Here is an 18,858-nt window from a genome sequence, read left to right as displayed (position 1 = left end):
GGACTCAGTCGGCTCCGAGCCGGGCCGTCGCGACGGTCGCGCCGGCGTCCAGGAAGCGCTGCGGATCCACCGGCGCGCCGTCGATGCGGGTCTCGTAATGCAGATGCGCCCCCGTGGAGCGCCCCGTCGAGCCGACCGAGCCGATGACGTCGCCTGCGGCCACGCGCTGCCCCGGGCGCACCCCGATGCGGGCGAGATGGCCGAACCGGGTGGTCAGGCCGTGGCCGTGGTCGATCTCGACCATGTTGCCGTACCCGCCCGCAGCCTCGGCGGTGACGACCCGGCCCGGCGCGGTGGCGCGGGCGGGCTCGCCGTACTCCGCCTTCAGGTCCAGCCCGGTATGCAGGGCGAGGCCGCGGGTGAAGGGGTCGAGGCGCGTGCCGAACGGGCTCGACACGATCGAGGCCCCCCGGATCGGACGGGCCAGGGGCAGGGTCGCGGCGACCCGGCGCAGGCGCTCGCCGTCGTCGAGCGTCCGCCGGGCCAGCGCGAGGCCCTCCGCGAAGCCGCTGCCGTCCAGGGCGCGGCCGTCCAGGGGGACCAGCGGGCCGCCGAGTCCGGCGGCCGGCACGGCCGCATCGAAGCGGTCGGGATCGAGGCCGGTGCGGCCGATCAGGCCGCGCAGCCCCCGCACCGCGTCCCCGGCCCGGGCGGCCAGTCGGGCGAGGCGCTCGCCCTGAGCCGCCTGCAGGCCGTCGAGCCGGGCCTCCAGCCGGATCAGCCCGGTCTCCGCCTCGCGCGCGCTCCGGCGGGGCAGGGGCTCGATGGCGGACCGCGCCGGAGCCGGCCCCTCGGTCGGTCGCAGGAGAAGCCCGTCATAGCCGCCGCTGCGCGGTCCGTCGGACCGGTCGGGCAGGGCGCCGGTGGTGGAGGGCTCGGACAGGGCCTGCCGCTCGAGGTCGCCGAGAGCCGCGGTGCGCCGCTCCAGCTCGGCCTGGCGCTCCAGGGCGGCCGCGACCCGTTCGGCCAATCCCGCCTCGCTGCCCACCCTGTCGCGCCGGTCGCGGTCGAGGCGGTCCTGCAACTCGCCGATGCGCGCCTCGTAGGCGTCGCGCAGGGCGGCCTGCCGGGCGACGAAGCCGGCGAGCACGTCGTCGTGGAACACGATCAGGTAGGAGGCGCCGAGCGCCCAGACCAGCGCCAGGGCGAGGCCGGCGGCAAGCCAGGGGGCCGGCCGGCGCGGCCTGGGAAGCATGTGGAACTTCGGAGGATGCATCGGGACGGCCCCGGGGGAGCCGCCATTCAGACCTCAGTAGGGTTAAGGATCCGTCGCGGGCCGGGTCGTCCGGCCGGTCAGGGCAGGGCGCGGGCGGCCGTCAGCACGGCCTCGGCATGCCCCGGGACCTTCACCTTCGGCCAGATCTTCGCGATACGCCCCTCGCGGTCGACCAGCACGGTGGTGCGCTCCACGCCCATGTACTTGCGCCCATACATGCTCTTCTCGACCCAGACGCCGTAGGCTTCGAGCACGGCCTTGTCCTCGTCGGCGGCGAGCGGGAAGGCGAGTCCGTACTTGCCGCAGAACTTGTCGTGGCTCTTCACCGAGTCCGGCGACAGGCCGACGACCTTGGCGTCCGCCTCCGCGAAGGCCGGCAGGAGACCGTTGAAGTCCTGCGCTTCCAGCGTGCATCCGCTCGTGTCGTCCTTCGGGTAGAAGTAGAGCACGACTTTGTGACCTTTGAGCGCGGACAATCCGACGCGCCCTCCGCCCGAGGCGGGAAGGTCGAAATCGGGGGCAAGATCCCCTTCTGACAGCGGCATCGTGCCTTCCTTTCGGCCGATTGATGATGTGCAACCGATCTCGTGCGCGGCCTCAAGCGATTGCGCCGCGCACGTCCGAGCCAAGCCCGGAGTCGCCGCCGCTGTAAAGCGCGGGCGTGCTTCGATCCACCGGCCGCGGTGCCCGAGGGTGCCGCGCGCAGAGCCCCCGGAACAAGGGTCCCGATGGCGGACGAGACAACGTCGGCAGGCAGGCCTCGGGGGCGGGCGCGGCGCGTGGGTGGCTTCTGCCTCGTGAGCGCCCTCGCGCTGGTGCTGCTCCTCGGCGCCGGTGTCGGCCTCGTGGCCCTGCGCCTGTCGAACGGGCCGCTGCAGATCGACGGCCTGTCGCGCCGCGTCGCCGCCGCCGTGGCCGAGCGGATCGGGCCCGGCTGGAGCATCGGGCTGCGCGGCAGCAGCCTGGAGCTCGACCGCGAGAACGCCCTGAGCCTGCGCTTCTCCGGCCTCGACATCCGCAACCCGCAGGGCGACCTCGTGGTGCGTGCGCCCCTGGCGCTCGTCAGCCTCGACCTCTGGGGACTCCTGCGGCTCAACGTGCAGCCGCGCTCGATCGAGTTCCGCGAGACGCAGACCACCGCGCTGCTGCACCGGGACGGCTCCATCGCCTTCGCGGCCTCGGAGGCCAACCACCCGGTCGATATCGCGCCGCACACGCCGCCGAGCGTGGACGGGGTGCGCGGCACCGTCTCGCCGCTCTCGGCCGCGATCGCGTCGATCTTCGGTGTCGTCCTCGATTCGGGCGGCGTGGTCGGCGCCCTCGACCGCGCCCGCGTCACCGACGCGCGCCTGCGGCTGATCGACGAGGACGGCCACGAGCGCGCGGTCTTCGCGCGGGTCAACGGCCTGTTCGGGCGCGATCCGGTCAACGGGACCCGGAACTTCGAATTGCGGCTCGACGGGCCGCACGGCGAGTGGCGCTTCGGCGGCACGCTGCGCGACGGCGCGGACGGGCAGGAGCGCTCGGGCGTCATCACCCTCGACGACCTGCCGGTCACGGATCTCCTGCTGCTCTCGGGCCAGTCCGGCATGCCGCTGACAACGGACCTGAAGGTCTCGGCTCGCGCCGACGTGAGCCTGACGGCCGGCCGCATCCGGACCATGAACGCCAAGCTCCATACCGGCGACGGCACGTTCCTGATCGAGGAGAAGGACTTCAACCCCGTCACCGTCGAGAGCCTCGACGCGTCCCTGGACTGGGACGAGGCCAACCGGGTCATGTCGCTCACCGGCCTGGATTATCGCGGGGCCGGCAACGCCGTGCACCTCACGGGGACGTGGAAGGGCAACCCCGCCGACGCGAGCACGGCCTGGACCGCGACCCTCGCGAGCCGCGACGCGACCTTACGCGGGGCGACCCCGCAGGACGCGCCGGTGAAGATCGACGCCCTGGACGCGCAGCTCTCCGGCCGCGACGGCGGGATCGCCATCGACGCGCTCACCCTGTCGGGCCCCGGCGTGAAGGGCTCGATCACCGGCACGATCGGCACCACCGCCGACGACGGCGGCCTGACGCTCCACCTCGCCGGCCACGACGGCGAGGTCAGAACCGGGCTGCGGCTCTGGCCGGAGCACATCGCGCCGCCGGCCCGCACCTACCTGGTGGACCAGCTCCGCCGGGGCCGGGTCGATTCCGTCGACATCAAGGTGAAGATGTCGGGCTCGGTCCTGGCCGCCGCGACCCGGGGCGACCCGGCCCCGGACGACGCGGTCCATATCGACTTCCACGTCTCGGACGCGGCCATCGACGTCACCGCCGACGCTCCGCCTGTGACCAAGGGCAACGTCACCGGCGTCATCACCGGACGCTCGACCACGGTGCGCAACGTGACCGCCGAGGTCCACGGGCCGGACGGGCGCGGGCTCGCCATCACGGACGGCAGCTTCGTCATCCCGCAGATCACGCCGGACCGGGTCGTGGCGCAGATCGGGATGCGGCTCTCCGGCGGCGCCGACGGCATGGCCTCCGTGCTCCAGGCCAAGCTGTTCAAGAGCGTGATGAGCGTCGACCTCGACCCAGCCACGATCAAGGGCAGCGCCGACCTGCGCGTCGACTTCCCCCTCGATCTCAAGCACATCCCCGACCTGCCGGACCTGCCGGTGACGCTGATCGGCACGCTCGCCGACCTCTCGGTCGACAAGGTGATGGGCCGGGACAGGCTCGAGTCGGGCAAGTTCAACCTCGCCTACGACCGGGGTGCCTTCACGCTGAAGGGCGACGGCCGGGTCGCGGGCGCCCCCATGTCGGTCGACCTGCGCCAGCCGAAGGTCGGGCAGCCCGGCGAGGCGGTGGTCAACGTCTCGCTCGACGAGGCGGTCCGCGGCCGCAAGGGCCTGCCGACCGCGCCGCAGCTCACCGGCACGATCCCGGTCCGCGCGGTGGTGCCGATCGGCCGGCCGGGATCCGGCAAGCCACCGATCCGGGTTGAGGCGGATCTGGCCAAGGCCGGGATCGACGGGCTGATCCCGGGGCTCACGAAGCCCGCGGGCAAGCCGGGGCGGCTCAGCTTCACCCTCGTCGACAGCGGCCAGAGCTTCGACCTGCGCGACTTCGCCCTCGACGCGGCCCCCGCGAGCGCGCGCGGCACCGTCTCGATCACGCCCGAGGGCGGCCTGGAGCGGGCGGATCTCACCAACGTCAAGCTCTCCCCCGGCGACGACCTGCGCGTGAGCCTCGACCGGACCGGCGGCGGCTACAAGGTCGTGGTCCGGGGCGCGGTGGTCGATGCAAGGCCGTTCCTGAAATCCCTGGGCGCCCCCGATCCCAAGGGCGGCCGGGATGCGAAGGACGCGAACCCGAAGGATGTCGATGCCGACATCCAGGTGCCCATCGTCACCGGCTTCAACGAGGAGGCCCTGACCGGCGCCAACCTGAAGCTCGCCCTGCACGGGAAGACGCTGCGCGCCGCCACCATCACCGGGCGGTTCCGCGCCGCGCCCTTCGCCGCCACGGTCACCCGCGGCGAGCGCGGCGTGCCGACGCTCGCGGTGGACTCGGCCGATGCCGGCGCGACGCTGCGGTTCGTCGACGTGTACCGGCGCATGTATGGCGGCCGGCTCAATGCCGGGATCGGCCTCAACGACGGTCCGCAATCCGGCGTCGTGCAGATCCGCGACTTCATCCTGCGCAACGAGCCGGCGCTGTCGAGCATCATGGCGCAGGGCCCGGAGCCGACCGACACGGAGACGGCCCGCGGCCGCCGGGTCGCCCCGGGCCGGGGGGCGGGCGACGTCAGCTTCGATCGCATGCGCGCAAACTTCGTGCGCACCGGCACCCGCGTCGATTTCAGCGACGCGGCGATCTCGAACGCCGCCATGGGCTTCACCCTGTCGGGCTGGCTCGATACCGGCCGCGAGCGCACCGACATGACCGGCACCTTCGTGCCGCTCTACGGCCTGAACAACGTGGCCTCGCAGCTGCCCCTGCTCGGGCCGCTGCTCGGGGGCGGGCACAACGAGGGCCTGTTCGCGGTCAATTTCCGCGTCTCCGGCAAGCTCGCCTCGCCGGACGTGAGCGTGAACCCGCTCTCGGCGATCGCCCCGGGCTTCCTGCGCAAGCTGTTCAGCGCCGGCGGCGGCCCCTTCGCGGACGGGATGCAGGGGGTCCCGCAGCAATAGGGCGGGCAGCCCGGAAGAGCCGCCCGCCCCGGTCTCACGCGCGGATGAAATCCGCGATCACGGCCGGTGCCGCCGCGTCGAAGCCGACCACGTCGAGCATGCCGGGATCCGCCGGGTCGGCGATGCTGAAGCCGTTGGCGACCAGCCCCACGACCACCAGCTTCGCCGGGATCCCGGTCTTCTCCCGGTACGCCCGCAGGGCCTGGACCGGGTGGACCGGCCCCGCCCAGGTCTCCGAGTCCGTGTAGACCACGAACGCGTCGGCCTTCACGCCCCGCTCCAGCGCCCAGCGCATCGGCAGGGCGCAGTCGGTGGCGCCGAACGGCAGGTCGGCGGTCGCCCGCACCGCCTGATCGAGCCGCATCGACGGGCCGATCGCCAGGGGCGTCAGACCGTCGGTGAAGCCGAGCACCTGCCAGTGCTCCTCGGTCGCCGCGGTGACGAGCGCCATCGCGGCGGCCGCCTCCCGGGCCGTGAGCGTCGAGCCCACGACCGTGCTGGCGCCCATCGAACCCGAGACGTCCAGCGCCAGCACGAGGCGCCGGCCCGTGGGCTCCACCGCGCTGAACGCCGTGTAGAACGCGGCGTTCAGCGCCTCGACGATCGCGGCCACCGGCTCCCAGGCGAGCGTGCCCCGCTGACCGCGCCCGGAGGCGTAGGTCTTGAGGGCCAGCAGCAGCGCCATCGGGTGGAGGCGCGCCCGGAGGATGCGCTCCCGGTCCGACAGGACCGACCGGACATGCTCGGTGCCCTCCGAGAAGGGCGCGAGCACCCCCGCGGCCGTCAGGCGGCCGAGCTGGCGCACGAGGGCTCCGACCGGCATCCGCTCGATCAGGGCCTCGTTCACCGCGCGGCTGCCCATCAGCCCGGTCGGCAGCGCCTCCCAGGGCAGGCCGTGCGAGCGCACCAGGGCGGCGGCCACCGCCCCGTCGATGCCCTCCGCCTGCACCTGCGCGAAGGCGTGGACGATCCCGGGGGCGGCCTCGGTCACGGTGCCGCGGCAGATCCAGTCGAACAGCGCCTTCCGGGCGGGCTCCTCCGTCTCCGGATGGGCCAGCCGCAGCAGGTCGCGGTGCGACCAGCCCTGACGGGCCCGGTACTTCACCGCCTGGAAGGCCAGGGCCTCCACGGGCTTGGCGCAGTACCAGCCGCCGACGGCCCGGCGCAGGCCCCGGCCCCAGCCGCGCATCGCCTCGACGGACGCGGCGAACTGGAACAGGTGGGTGCCGGTGCGGCAGACCCGGGGCAGGGCCGCGAGCGCCGCGCGCCGGGTCGCCAGATCCGCCGAAGCGGCCGCCAGCGCCAGGGCGAAGATCGCCGGATCCTGCTTCGGAGCCCGGCCGCCCTCGCTCACCGCCACGATGGCGGCGACCGCGCGGGCGCCGTCCTGCGCGATGCACCGCTGCACGGAAGCCGCGTTCTCGGCGGTCAGGGCGCGCGGGCTCGCGTAGTACGAGCCGCCCTCGGAGCCGAGCACCAGGAAGCGGTCGAACCGCGCCCAGTCGCCGACCGCGAAGGCGTGGCCCCCGGCGGCATTCGGCACCGTGCCGGGGATCGGCTCCACCTGCGGGGTGCGGCGGAGCCGGAACATCTGTGCAAGCTTCGTCATGGCGGGCTCCTCTCTGTCTCTCCTCTCTCCATCGCGGCCGATCGCCGGCCGGTGGCGCGTTTCGGCGCGCGCGGACGGGCGGGGGACGCGGCCGCAGCGCGTCGTCCTCCGCCGCTGCCGGGCGGCCGGTCTCTCGTGTCGTCGGGGGCGGGTTTCCGTCCGGCTGCGGGCGTGGCGGCGACGAAGGGCTTGTCCGATGCTCTGCTTGAGCGACGGGCCTGACGGCCCGGCGGGACTTGCACCCGCACCCCTCGGATCCCGAGAACCTTCGTCTTCCGGCCCGCGTCCGGGCGATGCAGTCGTGGCGTGAGGAACGGTGTCTGGGCGCTCTATCCGGGCTGAGCTACGGGCCTCGCGGCCCGGCGGGATTCGAACCCGCGACCTCCTCCTGCGTCAGGATAACCGTTCCTCTCCGGCCCGCATCGTCGGTCGGGATCCGCGCACGGTCGGCTCCACGATCGTCTCGCGGGGCCCTGCGGTCGTGGTGTCGGGGACGGGCATGAGCTCCGGCGACCTCGCGGCCCCCGGCGGGGATCGAACCCGCAACCTCCGCGAGACAAGCCCGCGGCGCTCTACCGATGATAACCGTCCCCTGCCGGCCCGCAGGGTCCTCGAGACGCGCGTGGGAACCGCGTCGGCGGCGCCGGGCTCCGCCCGGACGCGCTCAGCCTCTCGGGCCGAGAGCCCCGCGATACGACCGTAACGGTCGCATCAGCCCGGGACGGGCGAACGCCGCGACGCCGATTCCGTCGTGCTGTTTCATGCCAGGCTCCGTCCGAACGGGGCTGCGGGTGACGCGGGCGTGTCGATGAGGCTCGGGGGGATCCGTGACAGGGATAACCGAGCGTCTCCGGCCCGCGCCGGTGAATGTCAGAGGTCTGCCGGTCATGTCCGATCGAGGCGGACTGGGCGTTTCACCCCCGCGGCTCGCCGGCCGCGGACGTCCCAAGGGTGCGATAACCTCGGATCACCGGCCCGGCAGGCCGATGGCGGGGTGGATACGGCCGCGCTCGACCTGCGTCAACCGGAAACTTGAAAATTCTTTCAGTTCGGGCGATGCCGGAGCCATGATCACTGCCGCCCAGATCCGCGCCGGCCGCGGACTTCTCAAATGGACGCAAGGGGTTCTCGCGAGCCGCGCCGCGGTCTCCGTCGTCACCCTGAACATGATCGAGAGCGAACAGGTCCAGCCCCGCAACCGGACCCTCGCGGCGATCCGCACGGTCCTCGAAGGGGCGGGCATCCGCTTCGTCGGCGACGATCAGGAGGGATACGGGGCGATCCTGCGCCCCGCCCCCGCGACCGGATCCGGGGACGCGCAGGCACAGAAAAGCCCGGCGCGGCGGACCGCACCGGGCTGAACCCGAAACCGACCTGCGCGGCGGGCTACTTCTCCACGAAGGCCTTCTCGATCACGTAGTGACCGGCCTCGCCGTGGTTGCCCTCCTCGTAGCCGCGGCCCGAGAGCAGCTCGCGCGTGTCGCGGATCATGTCGGGGCTGCCGCACAGCATGAACCGGTCGTTCTCGATCGACATGTCCGGCAGGCCGATATCTTCGAACAGCTTGCCCGAGACCATGAGGTCGGTGATCCGGCCGCGATTGCGGAACGGCTCGCGGGTCACGGTCGGGTAGTAGATCAGCTGGTTCGAGATCATCTCCCCCAGGAATTCGTGCTTCGGCAGCGTCTCGGTGATGGTCTCGCCGTAGGCGAGTTCCTGCACCTGCCGGCAGCCATGGACCAGCACGACCTTCTCGAAGCGCTCGTAAGCCTCCGGATCCTTGATGATCGACAGGAACGGCGCGAGCCCCGTGCCGGTGCCGAGCAGATAGAGGTTCTTGCCCGGCAGGAGGTTGTCGAGCACCAGGGTGCCGGTGGGCTTCTTGCCGACGATGATCGGGTCGCCGACTTTGAGATGCTGGAGCTTCGAGGTCAGCGGGCCGTCCTGGACCTTGATCGAGAAGAACTCCAGCTCCTCCTCGTAATTGGCCGAGACCACGGAATAGGCGCGCAGCAGCGGCCGGCCCTCGACCTCCAGGCCGATCATGGTGAACTCGCCGTTGCGGAACCGGAACGCCGGGTCGCGGGTCGTGCGGAACGAGAACAGATTGTCGGTCCAGTGGTGGACCGACAGGACGCGCTCCTCGTAGAACTTGCTCATCGACGGATCAGCCCTCGAATCCTCTGATGCTCGGCTCACGGTCCCGACGATTCGGGGGCCGTGGTTCGGCGGATCCCCGCCGCCCCGCTCGGGCGGGGGTGGATCCTCGACGAGAGAGCCCGCCCGGATCCGGATGACACACGCGCGCTGCTTCTTTCGCAGTTGCAGCACGCCCGTCAAGGCGCGCCGGGATCACACTCGCGAAAGAAGTGAACGGCCTGGAATCGTTCGAATATTTAGCGTCTTCGCGGAAGGTCTGCAGCACCGCTCCGGACATGGGAGGGTTGCCGCCCGCCGGGCCTCGCGCGGCGCGATCAGCCGGCGGTTCCGGGGTGGAGCGGCTTCAATCCCGCCTCGATCTCGGCCCGGCGCGGCTCAAGGAACGGCGGCAGGGCGAGGCGGTCGCCCAGGGTCTCCAGCGGCTCGTCCGCGGTGAAGCCGGGCCCATCCGTGGCGATCTCGAACAGGATGCCGTTGGGCTCGCGGAAGTAGAGGCTGCGGAAGTAGTAGCGGTCCACCGGCCCGCTGGTCGGAACCCGGGCGGCCTTGAGCCGGTCGGCCCAGCCGCCGTAATCCGCATCCGGGATGCGGAAGGCGACGTGGTGAACCGCGCCCGCGCCCTGGCGGGCCGGCGCGGACCGATCGGCCAGGAGCTGGACCTCCGCGGCCGGGCCGCCGGGCCCCATGGCGTAGACCGCCACCGGCCCGTCGCCCGTCTCGAAGACGCGGTCCCGACGCATGCCGAGCACCTCGGTCAGCACCGCGGCGGTGCGGGCCGGGTCCGGCACCGAGAGCCGGATCGGGCCGAGGCCGCGGATCTGGTAGGCCGCCGGCACCGGCGAGCCGTCCCAGGGATGCTCCGGCCCGGTCCCGCCGTCATCGACCAGGGCGAGGCGCTGACCCTCCGGATCCTCGAAGTCGAGGGTGAGGCGCCCGTCGCGCAGGGCGGGCTCGGCCTCGACGATCCCGGCCTCGCGCAGCCGGGCGTGCCACCAGGCCACCGCGCCCTCGCCGGGCACACGCAGATGCGTGCGGGTGATGCTGTTGGAGCCCCGCCGTTCCGGGGGCGCCGGCCAGTCGAAGAAGGTGATGTCCGTGCCGGGGCTCGCCAGCCCGTCCGCGTAGAACAGGTGGTAGGCCGAGACGTCATCCTGATTCACCGTCTTCTTGACGAGGCGCAGGCCCAGCGTCCCGGTGTAGAAGGCGACGTTCTCGGCCGCGCGGGCGGTCACCGCCGTGAGGTGATGGAGGCCGGTGAGGTGCATGTCGATCCGGGGGTTGACGCCGATGCGTCTCAGGTAGGGATCCCCGCCGGCACTGCGAGCACCGAGGCTTCCGGGCCGATCGACATCGCGTCGGAAGGCGCCTCGTCCGGGCGCAATCCGGTCCGGAGATGCCGACGCCGTGCGCGGGGACTGGGACAGGTCTTCCAGCCAGCCGTGCGGGCCCTGGACAGCACCTGGAGGCTGAACGATCGACGATCGTTCAGCCTCCAGGATGAAGGGTTGGAGCGGACGGCCTCGCGGTCGACCGCCGCGATGGTCCGCTCCGAAAGCTCAGAGCCCGACCGGACGGCCGGCGGCGACCACCAGCATCTTGCCGTCCGCGAAGGTGCGGGCGGCGGCCCGGCGGATATCCGCCTGGGTCACGGCCGAGACCATGGCGTTGCGGCGGGCGATGTAGTCCATGCCGAGCTCCTCGAAGGCGATCTGCACCAGCTGGTGGGCGATCTTGGTCGAGGTGTCGAAGCCCAGGGCGTAGGAGCCGGTGAGGTAGTCCTTGGCCTTCTGCAATTCGTCGTCGTCCGGCCCGTCGGTGATGAGCCGGCCGATCTCGTCGCCGATCACCGACAGCGCCTCGCCGACGCGCTCGTTCTTGGTGGCGGTGTAGCCCCAGGTCATCGCGGCGGACCGGTGGCTGACCAGGGAGGTCCCCACCGAGTAGGCCAGCCCGCGCTTCTCGCGCACCTCCTGGAACAGGCGGGACGTGAAGGCGCCGCCCCCGAGGATGTGGTTCAGCACGTAGGCCGGGATGAAATCCGGGTCCCGCCAGGGCACGCCGGCCATGCCGAACCGGATCACCGACTGGGGCACGTCGAGGTCGACGACGATGCGGCGGCCGAGATCCTGGACCTCGGTCCGCGGCACCGCCTTCAGCGCCCCGGCCTCGGGGAGCGCCCCGAAGGCGCGGTTCAGACCCTCGGCGAGTTGCTCCGCCCCGATGGCGCCGACGGCCGCAACCTTGACCCGGCCGCGCCCGATGATGCGGGCATGCATCTCCAGCAGGTCCTCGCGGGTGATCGCCGCGACGCTCTCCACGGTGCCGGAGGAGGGTCGGGCGTAGGGGTGGCCGGCGAAGGCCTCCTTGAAGAAGCGCCGCGAGGCCAGGACGCCCGGATCGTTCTGCTGGTAGCGCAGGCCGGCGATGATCTGGGCCCGAACCCGCTCGATCGCGTCCGGATCGAAGCGGGGCTTGGCCAGCGCCAGGGCGAGGAGGGCGATACCCTCGTCGGCATGCTTGACCAGCATCTTCAGCGAGCCGCCGACCGCGTCGGCGCCGGCATGGAAGGACAGTTCGATGGCCCGGGCGGCCAGCCGCTCCTGGAACAGATCGGAGGTGAGGTCGCCCGCCCCTTCATCGAGGAGCCGCGCCAGCATCTGGGCGCAGCCGGCCTTGCCCGCCGGGTCCTGCGCGGCGCCGCCCTCGAAGGTGAAGGCGAGGGCGATCATCGGCACCACCGGCGATTCGACGTGCCACGCCTCGATGCCGGGGGCGGTCGTCACCGGCAGCGCCGTCGTGGGCGACGTGGCGGCGGGGGCGGCGGTCTCGACCAGAGTCTCGGCCAAGCTCATGGGAACCTCTTGTCTCTTTCTCGGGCGACGGCGGAGCGGGCCAAGGCTCCCGTTCGGCACACGCCCCGTGCCGGCCCTCCGAGGGCCGGGCGGGACGCGCCCGGGGCTACTCGGCGGCCATCGCGACCGGGGCGTCCGGATCCTGCGCCTTGGTCAGGTAGCCGGTCACCGAGCGGGCCGGCGTCAGCCAGCGCTCGGCGGCGGTCTTGAGGCGGTCCTGCGTCACCCCCTCGATATCGGTCGGCCAGCGGCGGACCTCCTCGATGGTCTCGCCGATCGCGAGCGCAGACCCGTAGATGCGCGCCAGCGACGACTGGCTGTCGGAGGAGTACACGGTCTCGGCCACGAGGCGGGTCTTGGCCCGCTCGATCGCCTCGGCGTCCAGGGCCTCGGCGGGCGCGCGGCGCAGCACCTTGTCGACGGCCTCCTCCAGCTTCTCCAGCGGCACGCCCTCGGCGGGCACCGCGTAGACGGAGAAGCGGGTGTCGTCGATCGCCGAGCCCATGTACCAAGCGCCGGCATTCACCGCGAGGCCGCTCTCCATGACCAGCTTGCGGTAGAGGTAGGAGGTCGAGCCGCCGCCCAGCACCTCGGCGAGGAGTTCCAGGTCGTGGCAGCCGCCGTCGCGGGCGGTGATGCAGGAGGGCGTGAGGTAGAGCCGCTGCAGGGTCGGCTGCTCCACCTTCGGGTCGGCCACGGCAACGCGGCGCAGCGCCTTCGGCTCCGGCTCCCGCGCCCGCAGGCGCTCGGGCCGGGCGCCCTGGGGCGTCACGCGGCCGTAGGTGTCCTCGGCGAGGCGACGCACCTCGTCCGGGGTGACGTCGCCCGCGACCACCAGGATGGCGTTCTCGGGGGTGTAGAAGCGCTTGTAGTAGGCGAGCGCATGCTCGCGGTTCAGGCCCTCGATCTCGTGCATCCAGCCGATGATCGGGATGCCGTAGGGATGGTGCACGAACAGGCCGGCGGCCATCGCCTCGGAGAGCTGCGCGGAGGGGTCGGTCTCGACCCGCATGCGGCGCTCCTCCAGCACCACGTCGCGCTCGGGCGCCACGACGGCATCGTCGAGGACGAGGCCGCTCATCCGGTCCGCCTCGAACGCCATCATGGTGCCGAGATGATCCCGGGCGACCCGCTGGAAATAGGCCGTGTAGTCGTAGCTGGTGAAGGCGTTCTCCTGGCCGCCCAGGCCCGACACCGCCTTGGAGAAGGCCCCGACGGGGTGCTTCTCGGTGCCCTTGAACATCAGGTGCTCGAGGAAGTGGGCGATGCCCGACTGGCCGAGGGGATCATCGGCCGAGCCGTTGCGGTACCAGATCATGTGGGTGGCGACGGGGGCCCGGTGGTCGGGGACGACCACCACGTCGAGGCCGTTGTCGAGGGTGAAGGCCGTCACTTCCGGTCCGCCCGCCTCGGAACGCCCGAACGGCGCGGCCTCGCCCCGGCCGGCGCTGCCGCCGAAGGACGAACCCGGACGCAGCGGGAAGAGGTGGGGCGTCGCCTTCCTGAACAGGTGCATTCCGCTTTCCTTCTGCCGGCCCCGGATCGAAGCGTTCCACGACAGGACGCGTTCGTGGTTCGGGGCCGTCCTGGTCTCCGGTGGGCAAGAGCCGTACCGGGACGATCATCTCATGTTGCCATGCCGCGTCGTCGTTGCAACGGCGACACGGCGCCCCCGTCACTGCTGCGCGCGCTTCCGGAGATACGCGCCGGGATCCGCCTCTTCGCGTTCGCGGCTGGCGTTGTTGATCGGGTCGCTCGACGGCGGGCGGGCCAGCTTCTTGGGCGACTGGCGGTATCCGGTCGGCGGATCCGTGAGCGTGTCGCGGCTCGGCTCGATGTCGGACGGCTCGGCATTGGCGCTCTTGCCCTTCAGGAGCTCGAAGGGGCTGAGCAGGCTGTCGTCGCGGTTGTTGTCGCCGGGCTTCCGCTCGGCCGTGGTCGTGAGGCCCGCCCCGGCGCGGCGGCCGCCGCGCATCTCATCCACGGAGAGCGTCGCGTTGTTGTCGTCGTAGCGGCCCTGGGCCTGGGCGCCCCTCGGATTACGCCGCTCCACGGCGGCGCGCTCGCGCTCGACGATCTCGGGATCCTTCGGCCACGCGGTGCTGGTGGAGCGCGCCCGGGGCTGGGGCAGGGCCTTGCCGTCGATCTTGGGCGGCATCACCAGCGGCGGGCGCTCGTGATAGTCGATCGGATCCTGGCGCTTCTCCAAGAGGCCGATGCCCGACAGCGCGTCGCGCATGAATTCGCCGCGCTCCTGCGCCTGCGCGGTACCGGCGCAAAGCGGGGCCAGGACGACCGCGGCGGAGAGGAGGGGACGAAGCCTGCTATGCCCGGTCATGCTGCCTCACGGGTTCCGGACGGAGCGTCCGGCTCTGGGATGACCGCGGCGCGGCCTGATCCGACGGGTTCCGGCCTGAGACCGGTTTCCGGCGATCGTATGGCGCCTTGGCCACGTTGCGCCAGGGCAGGCATGCAGGTGGACCTGTGTGTTGCGCGGATCACAGGCGCGGCGCGGGGTCGCCCTGCGACGGAAGCGGCCGCTCCTTGCGGCTGTCCGGGGACAGGCTGTCGAGGATCAGGCCGATCACGCCGGCCACGATCGCCGCATCGGCGACGTTGAACACGTACCAGGACCAGCCGCCGGCATGCAGGTGGACGAAGTCGAACACCGCCCCGTAGGCGGCCCGGTCGATGGCGTTGCCGAGCGCCCCGCCGACGATGAGCCCCAGGGCGACGCCGAGGAGCCGCGAGCCGGCCCGGCGCATCCAGATCCCGAGGCCGATCGCGGCGGCGAGCGACAGGACCACGAGGAGCCAGCGCCCGACCCCGCCCTCCTGCTGGAACAGGCCGTAGGAGACGCCCCGGTTCCAGACCACGACGAAGTCGACGAACGGCGCCAGCCGCCAGGGCTGGGTCAGCACGAGGTCGGTGCCGAAATAGAGGCCGAGCTTGGAGGCCTGGTCGAGGACCAGGGTGAGGAGGAGGGCCAGAAGGCCGGCGCGGAAGGGCGTCACGGGCGCCGACCCCGCGACCCGTGCCGTGCGGGCGCATCGCCCTCTCCCCTCTGCGGGGGAGGGTACCCTGCGCAGCAGCGGGAGAGAGGGGAGCGACGGCGCAGAGAAAGGCTGTGGGCTTCAAGACGGTCGCGCCGCAACCGGAAGCCGGGCTCCCCTCTGCCGACCCTCGCGGACGCGAGGGCCACTCTCCCCCGCAGGGAGGAGAGGGAGAGCACCGTCGCGCGCCTCTTCACGCCGCGCTCGCCTCCGGATGCGCCGCGTCCCACTCGCGCAGGGCCCGGGCGTCGCGGGGGGTCACGTCCGGATAGTCCGGATCGCTGCCAACGCTGGGGCTCACCCGCCAGGAGCGGGCGCATTTGCGCCCCTCGGCCGGGCTCGGCACCACGGCGACGCCGCGCACCTCGTCGAGCCGGAAGGCGTCGGCCGGCCCCTCGCCCGCCACCACGGTGATGTCCGAGGTGATGCAGGTGTCGGCGAAGTCGCAGCCCTCGAGCGCGGCGAGCAACTCGGGATCCGCGACGTAGACAAGCGGGGCCGCCTCCAGGCTCGCGCCGATGCGCTTCGCCGCGCGCTCGATCTCCAGGGCGCCGGTCACGACCCGCCGCACCCGCCGGATCTTGTGCCAGCGCTCCGCGAGGGCGGCGTCGAGCCACGCGGCCGGGGTCTCCGGCAGGGTCTGGAGATGCACCGATCCGTCCTCGGACGGGTAGCGATCGAGCCACGCCTCCTCGGCCGTGAAGGCGAGCACCGGGGCGAGCCAGATCGCCACCCGCCGGAAGGCCTCGTCGATCACCTGCAGCGACGCCCGGCGGCGGACCGAGGAGATCGGGTCGCAGTACAGGGCGTCCTTGCGGACATCGAAGTAGAAGGACGACAGGTCGCCGGTCATGAAGCCGTTGAGCAGCGCCACCACCCGCTTGGTGTCGAAGGCCGCGTAGGCCTCGCGGATCTCGCCGTCGAGCTCGGCGAGCCGGTGCAGGATCAGCCGCTCCAGCTCCGGCATGTCCGCGTAGGCCACGTCGTCGCCCTGAACCCGGTGGGCCAGCGAGCCCAGCATCCACCGCAGGGAGTTGCGCAGCTTCCGGTAGGTCTCCGCGAAGGTCTTGATGATCTCCGGTCCGATGCGCAGGTCGTCGGTGTAGTCGGAGGCGGCGACCCACAGGCGCAGGATGTCGGCCCCCGAATCCTTGATGACGCTCTGCGGCGCGACGACGTTGCCCTTGGACTTCGACATCTTCAGGCCCTTGCCGTCGAGCACGAAGCCGTGGGTCAGGACGATGTCGTAGGGCGCCCGGCCGCGGGTCCCGGCGGATTCGAGCAGCGAGGACTGGAACCAGCCGCGGTGCTGGTCCGACCCCTCCAGGTACATGACCCGGTCCTGGCCGCCGTCGCGGACGCGCGTCACTCCGGCCAGGCCCGGGAAGGCCTCCGGATCGTCCAGCACGAAGGCGTGGGTCGAGCCCGAATCGAACCAGACGTCGAGGACGTCGGTGACCTTGTCGTAGGCGGCCGGGTCGTGGTCCGGCGCCAGGAAGCGCTGGGCGGCGTCGTCCTGGAACCACGCGTCGGCGCCCTCGGCCGCGAAGGCGTCGCGGATGCGGGCGTTGACGCGCTCGTCCTTCAGGATCTCGGCCGTCTCCCGGTGAACGAACACGGTGATCGGCACGCCCCAGGCGCGCTGGCGCGAGACCACCCAGTCCGGCCGGTTGGCGACCATGCCGGTGATGCGGTTCTTCCCCTGGGCCGGCACCCACTGGGTGTCGTCGATGCCCTGAAGGGCCACTTCCCGGAGCGTCCGGTCGCCGAGCAAATCCACCGGCCGGTCCATGGCGATGAACCATTGCGGCGTGTTGCGGAAGATCACCGGCTTCTTGGAGCGCCAGGAATGCGGGTATTGGTGGCGCAGCACCCCGCGGGCGATCAGCGCCCCGGCCTCGGTCAGCGCGGCGATGACCGCCTTGTTGGCGTCGCCCTTCTCGCCCTTGGCGGTGAGCACGCGGGTGCCGGTGAAGCCCGGGGCGGCCTCCGTGAGCACGCCGTCCGCATCCACCGTGTAGGGGATGGTCGTGTCGATGCCGCGCTCGCGCAGCGACCGGCCGCTCGCCATCCAGAGCTCGAAATCCTCGCGGCCGTGGCTCGGCGCCGTGTGGACGAAACCCGTGCCGGACTCGTCCGTGACGTGGTCGCCGTCGAGCATCGGCACCGCGAAGCCGTAGCCGCGCTGGGCCAGGGGATGGTCCAGGGTGAGGGCGGCGAGCATCGCCGGGCTCACGTCGCCGACGCGCGCGAACGCCTCGACGCGGGCGGCCTTGAACACGGTCGCGGCCAGGCTGTCGGCGAGGACATAGGTCTGGCCGGGGGTCGCCCAGTTGTCGGCCGGCGCCTCGGTGACCCGATACAGCCCGTAGGCGATCTTCTTGGAGTAGGCGACCGCGCGGTTGCCCGGGATCGTCCAGGGGGTGGTCGTCCAGATCACCACCCGGGCCTGCGCGAGATCACCCTCGGCGCCGGACCGGATCGGAAAAGCACAGAAAATCGTGTCGCTGACGTGCTCCTCGTACTCGACCTCCGCCTCGGCGAGCGCGGTCTTCTCGACCACCGACCACATCACGGGCTTCGAGCCGCGATAGAGCTGGCCGCTCATCGAGAACTTCATCAGCTCGTCGGCGATCACCGCCTCGGCCGGGTAGGCCATGGTCGCGTAGGGATGGTCCCAGTCGCCGGTGACGCCGAGCCGCTTGAATTCCTCGCGCTGCACGTCGAGCCAGTGGGCCGCGAAGGTCCGGCATTCCTGCCGGAACTCGATCACCGGCACGTCGTCCTTGTTGCGGCCCTTGGCGCGGTACTGCTCCTCGATCTTCCACTCGATCGGCAGGCCGTGGCAGTCCCAGCCCGGGACGTAATTGGCGTCGAAGCCGAGGGCGGTCTGCGAACGGACCACCACGTCCTTGAGGATCTTGTTGAGCGCCGTGCCGATGTGGATGTTGCCGTTGGCGTAGGGCGGGCCGTCGTGGAGCACGAATTTCGGCCGGCCCTGGCCGCCGGCGCGCAGCTTCCCGTAGAGGTCCATCCGCTTCCAGCGCTCGATGAACAGCGGCTCGCGCACCGGCAGGCCGGCGCGCATCGGGAACTCGGTCTGCGGCAGGAACAGGGTCTTGGAATAGTCGCGGGCGGGCGCGGTCTCGGGGGTCGTCATCGGATCTCGCATCGGCGGTCGGGCCGGCGAAAGGCCGGCGGAATCGGGTCAGGCGGCAGGAGGATCCCGGACCTCCGCGCGGCCGCGCCGAAGCGGGCCCTCAGGCGGAGGCCGGGCCGGTAATTCGGATCGGGCGGCCGAAGCCGCGCAGGGCGCGCGAAGCGTGCATGACCCGTTCTCTATCAGCCGCTCCGGCCCGAGGCCAGCGGCAGCGCGGATCACGCGCCCGTGACCGCGAATGGGACCAATCGGCGCCTGAACCGTTGAACAGGCACATCCTCCGCGCCCCGAGGCGGCGCGGAGACTCCCAGACCGTATGACCGGAGCAGACCCATGAAGAAGCTACTGATCACGACCCTCGCCCTCGCGCCCCTCGCCTTTGCCGGCGCCGCGCAGGCCCAGGGCACGGCCCGCGGCGCCCAGCGGGGTGCCGAGGATGGCGCGGCTGCGGCCGGTCCTGTGGGCGGGGTCGTCGGTGGCGCGGTGGGCGCAGCCACCGGCACGGTCGGCGGCGTGCTCGGCACCGATCCGGATCCGGCCCGGCGTGCGCGCGAGAACCGCCGCGAGGAGCGGATGGAGCGCCAGGAGCGCATGGGCCGCTGACCCGATCCGTCACCGGACCGTCCGGCC

At 72.1% G+C, this 18,858-nt stretch carries 13 protein-coding genes and 2 tRNA genes; 3 read left to right on the top strand and 12 right to left on the bottom strand.

Annotation, left to right across the window (positions count from 1 at the left end):
- Positions 1 to 4 precede the first annotated feature (4 nt).
- Both GGQ91_RS13865 and GGQ91_RS13860 read right to left on the bottom strand, forming a co-directional pair.
- Complete coding sequence (locus GGQ91_RS13865; protein ID WP_182592219.1) at positions 5 to 1,216, bottom strand: M23 family metallopeptidase; 1,212 nt, start codon at positions 1,214 to 1,216, stop codon at positions 5 to 7.
- Positions 1,217 to 1,293: 77 nt separating this feature from the next.
- Entirely contained in the window at positions 1,294 to 1,761 is a 468-nt protein-coding gene (locus GGQ91_RS13860; protein WP_182592218.1) for a peroxiredoxin, read from the bottom strand.
- A gap of 183 nt (positions 1,762 to 1,944) precedes the next feature.
- Here GGQ91_RS13860 and GGQ91_RS13855 point away from each other — a divergent pair, with 183 nt between their 5' ends.
- A complete protein-coding gene (locus GGQ91_RS13855; protein WP_210274709.1) occupies positions 1,945 to 5,394 on the top strand; it encodes a DUF3971 domain-containing protein in 3,450 nt (1,149 codons plus the stop codon).
- 34 nt (positions 5,395 to 5,428) lie between these two features.
- Here GGQ91_RS13855 and GGQ91_RS13850 read toward each other — a convergent pair whose 3' ends face one another.
- The 3 genes from GGQ91_RS13850 to GGQ91_RS13840 all read right to left on the bottom strand — a co-directional run bounded on the left by GGQ91_RS13850 (position 5,429) and on the right by GGQ91_RS13840 (position 7,424).
- Positions 5,429 to 7,003 (bottom strand): TROVE domain-containing protein, encoded by a 1,575-nt coding sequence (locus GGQ91_RS13850; RefSeq protein ID WP_182592217.1) that lies wholly within the window; start codon positions 7,001 to 7,003, stop codon positions 5,429 to 5,431.
- Between the two features lie 221 nt (positions 7,004 to 7,224).
- A tRNA-OTHER gene (locus GGQ91_RS13845) sits at positions 7,225 to 7,356 on the bottom strand.
- A tRNA-Ser gene (locus GGQ91_RS13840) sits at positions 7,357 to 7,424 on the bottom strand.
- Positions 7,425 to 8,070: 646 nt separating this feature from the next.
- Here GGQ91_RS13840 and GGQ91_RS13835 point away from each other — a divergent pair.
- Complete coding sequence (locus tag GGQ91_RS13835; protein ID WP_043756991.1) at positions 8,071 to 8,364, top strand: helix-turn-helix domain-containing protein; 294 nt, start codon at positions 8,071 to 8,073, stop codon at positions 8,362 to 8,364.
- A 25-nt stretch (positions 8,365 to 8,389) separates the two neighbouring features.
- Here the strand turns inward: GGQ91_RS13835 and GGQ91_RS13830 are convergent, their stop codons facing one another.
- The 7 genes from GGQ91_RS13830 to ileS form a co-directional block, all read right to left on the bottom strand.
- Complete coding sequence (locus GGQ91_RS13830; RefSeq protein ID WP_043346916.1) at positions 8,390 to 9,163, bottom strand: ferredoxin--NADP reductase; 774 nt, start codon at positions 9,161 to 9,163, stop codon at positions 8,390 to 8,392.
- Positions 9,164 to 9,477: 314 nt separating this feature from the next.
- A complete protein-coding gene (locus GGQ91_RS13825) occupies positions 9,478 to 10,428 on the bottom strand; it encodes a ring-cleaving dioxygenase (RefSeq protein ID WP_043756987.1) in 951 nt (316 codons plus the stop codon).
- A 291-nt stretch (positions 10,429 to 10,719) separates the two neighbouring features.
- Positions 10,720 to 12,015, bottom strand: a complete 1,296-nt coding sequence (locus tag GGQ91_RS13820) for a M16 family metallopeptidase (RefSeq protein WP_043756983.1) — start codon at positions 12,013 to 12,015, stop codon at positions 10,720 to 10,722.
- Between the two features lie 106 nt (positions 12,016 to 12,121).
- Positions 12,122 to 13,531 (bottom strand): M16 family metallopeptidase, encoded by a 1,410-nt coding sequence (locus tag GGQ91_RS13815; protein WP_043346924.1) that lies wholly within the window; start codon positions 13,529 to 13,531, stop codon positions 12,122 to 12,124.
- 159 nt (positions 13,532 to 13,690) lie between these two features.
- Positions 13,691 to 14,353: a hypothetical protein gene (locus GGQ91_RS13810; protein ID WP_043346925.1), complete on the bottom strand. Its 663-nt coding sequence runs from the start codon at positions 14,351 to 14,353 to the stop codon at positions 13,691 to 13,693.
- Between the two features lie 160 nt (positions 14,354 to 14,513).
- Positions 14,514 to 15,029 carry a signal peptidase II gene (gene lspA / locus GGQ91_RS13805; protein ID WP_182592216.1) on the bottom strand — a complete coding sequence of 172 codons (516 nt, stop codon included), beginning with the start codon at positions 15,027 to 15,029 and terminating at the stop codon, positions 14,514 to 14,516.
- A gap of 232 nt (positions 15,030 to 15,261) precedes the next feature.
- On the bottom strand, positions 15,262 to 18,228 hold the full coding sequence (gene ileS / locus GGQ91_RS13800) for an isoleucine--tRNA ligase (protein WP_182592215.1): 2,967 nt from the start codon (positions 18,226 to 18,228) through the stop codon (positions 15,262 to 15,264).
- Between the two features lie 333 nt (positions 18,229 to 18,561).
- Between ileS and GGQ91_RS13795 the strand changes: the two genes are divergently transcribed.
- The gene (locus GGQ91_RS13795; RefSeq protein ID WP_043346930.1) at positions 18,562 to 18,831 is read left to right on the top strand and encodes a hypothetical protein; all 270 of its coding nucleotides are present in this window, start codon (positions 18,562 to 18,564) and stop codon (positions 18,829 to 18,831) included.
- Positions 18,832 to 18,858 lie beyond the last annotated feature (27 nt).

The organism is Methylobacterium fujisawaense (genome assembly GCF_014138435.1).
Taxonomy (GTDB): Bacteria; Pseudomonadota; Alphaproteobacteria; order Rhizobiales; family Beijerinckiaceae; genus Methylobacterium; species Methylobacterium fujisawaense.
Note: the sequence above shows the minus strand (reverse complement) of the source record. Positions and strands in the feature narration are given on the sequence as shown.